The following is a 4,265-nucleotide window of genomic DNA, read 5'->3' as shown; positions in this document are numbered from 1 at the left end:
TCGGCATACTGGGCTAATGCCCCTGCGGCTCCTGCGCGTGTTGTATAATTTTCGTCATTGAGGAGTCCAATTAGAGGTTTTAATGCTCTCACATCGACATAATCTTTTATTGCATACAATCCCACTGCTACTACCGTGCTCATTCGTATATCATTGTCACTATCGCTAAGCAATGTTATTAAAGATTCTAATCCTTCTTCATCTACTAGCCCTTTTTTCAAGTACCGGCCTATCGTGTCAACTGCTTCTAGTCTAACGTTTATGTTTTCATCCTTTAGAAGCTCTATGAGATGGTCTAAAGCCGATTCATCAGTTACATCATTTATCGCATAATTTCCGACTGCATGAACTACATTTCTGCGGACATTAGTATCTTCATCATTAAGAAGTGAGATTAATCGGGGAAGGGTTTTAGGCAGCACTAATCCCTTTTCAGCGTACAGTCCCAGAGCTAGTGCGGCATTTCCGCGAACATTTACATTTTCATCCGAAAGAAGTATATTTAGGGTTTCTAATCCTCTTTCATCCACAATATTTTTTTCTGCGTATCGAGCAATTGCAAATGCAGCATTGGTGCGAGTTACACTGTCTTCTTCCTCTAGTAGCTTCATTAAGGTAGGGACAAGCTTTTCATCAAAAATACCCTTACTTACAAAATCCCCAATAGCAATGGCGGCATTTCTGCGAACATTACTATTAGTATCATTCAAAAGTATGTTCAAGTATTCTAGTGCTTTTTCATCAACCAATCCTTTTTCAACATAGCGAGCTATTGCGGCTGAAGCAGCTTCACGGATATCATCATTTCTCTCTTTGATTAATTTTAGCAGTGGCTCAACTGCCTTTTTATCAGTAATACCATTTTCAGCGTATCTGGCGATAGCGAGTGAGGCTCTTGCTCTAATGTTAATATCCTCTTCTTTCAGAAGTTTTATAAGTTCATTTAAAGCGCTTTTATCCACCAATTTATTTTCGGCATAATAAACTAACGCTGATAATGCATTTACAATGATCTTCTCATCCTCATCTGAAAGTAATTTAATTAAAGGAATTAATGCCTCTTCATCAACAATTCCTCTTTCAGCATACAAAGCAGTTACAATTGCTGAGTTACCTCGCGTCGTAGGGTTATCTTCGCCAAGAAGAATTAATAAGTTCTTCAAAGCCCTCTTCTCAATCATATCTCTTTCAGCATAACGAGCTATTGCGACTGAAGCTGCCCCACGAATATCGGCATCAGCATCTCTAAGTAGAGTGGTAATAAAATCCAAAGCTCTCCGATTAAATAATTCATTTTTTGCATAAAGCCCAATGGCTATTGTAGCATTCAAACGTATGATATTTTCTTCTTTGCCCAAAAGATCAATCAAAGGTTCTAACGTCCTCTCATTAACCAGCCCCCTCTGAGCATATAATGCAATGGCTATTGTGGCATTAGTTTGAATTTCAGAGTCAGAGCTACTGAGAAGTGGTATTAATTGATCAATAGCGCTTATATCCAAAATATCATATCTTGCATAATGCATTATGGCGGAAGAAGCTTTTAGATGAATTTCATTATCTTTTTCTGATAAGAGACTAATCAGCGGAACTAAAGCTACTTCTCTCACGAATCCTTTTTCCGCATATTTGGCAACCGCTTCTGAAGCCATCTTCCGTATTTCAATATTCTCATCTCTAAGAATATTGGAAAGAGGCTCCAAAGCACTTTCTTCAAACAGATTTTTCTCCATGTATCGAGCTATGGCAAGGGCCGCATTTGATCGAATTTTTACATCTTCCTCAATAAGGAGTTGAGTTAAAGGTTTAAGGGCTTCCTCATCAACAAAACCTTTTTCTGCATAACCTGCTATAATGTGGACAGAAATTAAGCGAATTTCCTTATCTTTATCCTTTAAGAGTTTAATAAGAGGCCCCAGTGCATCGATAGAAAATATATCTTTTTCTAAATAGATGTCTACCCCCCTAGCAGCAATCCTTCTAATATCAATATCACTATCGCTTAACAAATTTATCATAAAGCCCAAAGCTTTTACATCTACAATATTTTTTTCAGCATATTTTGCGATAGCATAAACCGCGTTCTTACGAGTTTCATTATCCTCCGAACTCAATAGATTAATCATAGGAGTTAAAACTCTTTCATCCATTATTCTTTGTTCTAAATATTTTGTAAACGCTTGGATTGCATACACCTTTATCTCATTGTTTGGATCGTTAAGGAGTGTAATTAATGGGTCTATTGCACTTCTGTCCACCAGATTTTTTTCCGCATATCTCACAATGGCCATTGCAGCATTTCTTCTAACCTTGGCTTCATTATCTGTCAGAAGTTTAACTAAAGATTTTACTGCTCTTAAATCAGTCATACCCACCTCAGCATAGTATGCCATTGCTAATGCTGCAGATGATCTTGTTTCTAAACTCTCATCTTCTAGAAGTGAAATGAGTGGCTCGATGGCTCTTCCTTCAAATCTTCCTCTCACTGCGTAGTTTGCTATTGTATATGTGGCGTTTATTTTAACTGTATTATCCTCATCTTTAAGAAGTTGTATTAGATTTTCCAAAACTTTGGAATCGTACACGCCTTCCTCTGCGAGGTCTCCGAGAACTCGGGTGGCGCTAGCTCTTATGTCGGGGTCTTTGTCCGTTAGTAAACGGTCTAGTTTGTCTACTGCCTTTTTTGACTTCCCTTCCTTATACATTTTCAGTGCTTCTTCTACCTGTTTAGGGTACTCACCTGAACTGTTAGTCATTTAATCCCCTGCTAGGAGTAGGTCATCAAACTAATAATTTAGACCCTCTTCTCCAATGGAATATCGTCTAAATAATGTAATATTTTTAACGTGTATTACTGTAATATTTTTAACGGTTATTTATTAAATTCAAACACATTCTATGAGTTTAACATACAGGAATGCGACCATAGGCTAAATCGTTAACAAATTTGTTCAAATTTTCTAGTTCCGAGTTGATTACTTCTTCGATATCCTTGGAAACTACTCCTAAACTCAACCTTGGCTCAAGAATCACTTGGACCGAGGTTATCATGGGTTCGTTGATCGGCTTTCCGATCTGACTGAGAAGCCAAACGTAGACTTCTTTTAATCCCGAAACCTTTTGATAAATATTGTTTGCAATTCTGTAACTTAGTATATTGTATATTTTGCCAACATGGCTTACCGGATTTTTTCCAGCGGCAGCCTCTGATGATGTGGGCCTGTTTAATGGAATTATTCCGTTCACCCGGTTTCCTCTACCCACCTGGCCGCAATCAGCGCCGTCAGCCGAAGTTCCTAAAACCGTTAAATATATCCCATCAACCCCTCTACTTCTCATATCCAAAGCGTTAATGGTTAGATCAATCTTGTCCATGTTAATTTTGGAGTTAATGAATTGCTTAATTTCTTCTGAAACCTCATCTTTCTTTCTAAAATAATCTTCCTCGGAATCGATGAATTGGTCTACAAAGGCCATTGCTACAGTAATTTTGAGATTTTTCTCTTGTCTAAGTCCCATAATTTTAATATCCTCCCCTGACTCAGGAAAGGACTTTTTGAAATCCTTAGAGTTAAGAAACCTCTCAGTTTCAAAGACTATTTTTTCCGTATCACTCATAGGTGCAAAACCTACCGCGGCTGAGGTATCATTAGCTCCCAGAAATTTTCCTTTCCTTTCAAATATGTCCATAAGAGCCTGAGACCCTCTCTTAAGCTCAATTTGATAATTTAGGTGCTCCTCGGGATCTACAAATCTCATATTATCCCTAAACCATTTCTTAGTAGTATTAATTGTAATCTCGTTAACAGGAATTTCAACACCTCCCACTTCAAAAGTCGCTCTATCCCCAAACACCATTAGCATAGGTTTTATCATCTCTCCCCCACCAAATTTTGTCACCGTTTCACCAGCAGCAAGTAGACTCTTGTCAACGTTGTGATGCATAATAAACCCAAACTTATCCATATACGTCTTCGAAAGAGCGATAGAAATTTGATTCATCACTGAATCACAGATGGTGTCTGGATGACCTGTACCCTTACGTTCGCAGATTTCCATTCTCTGCTGCATAAGAGGAAGCTGTTTCAACTCATCTATCATAATGTTTACCAAACTCACCGTCCTCCAAATTAATTTCATAAAGAAATAACCACTAATACCCTAGAGTTATACAAATATAAAATAAGTATTTATCAACATTTTTAATATTTGTATATATTACCCTCACAGAAGTATTTTTTGTTTCATAATTTCTAAGTCTAAAT

The 4,265-nt window shown here is 37.5% G+C and carries 2 protein-coding genes; both read right to left on the bottom strand.

Going from position 1 to position 4,265, the window contains the following annotated elements:
• A partial coding sequence (locus ACUVXA_RS03375; RefSeq protein WP_445869824.1) for a HEAT repeat domain-containing protein occupies positions 1-2,756 on the bottom strand: 2,756 nt, incomplete at its 3' end.
• A 148-nt stretch (positions 2,757-2,904) separates the two neighbouring features.
• The gene (locus tag ACUVXA_RS03370) at positions 2,905-4,113 is read right to left on the bottom strand and encodes a methionine adenosyltransferase (RefSeq protein ID WP_445869823.1); all 1,209 of its coding nucleotides are present in this window, start codon (positions 4,111-4,113) and stop codon (positions 2,905-2,907) included.
• Positions 4,114-4,265: the final 152 nt, after the last annotated feature.

The organism is Candidatus Jordarchaeum sp. (assembly GCF_052745115.1).
Note: the sequence above shows the minus strand (reverse complement) of the source record. Positions and strands in the feature narration are given on the sequence as shown.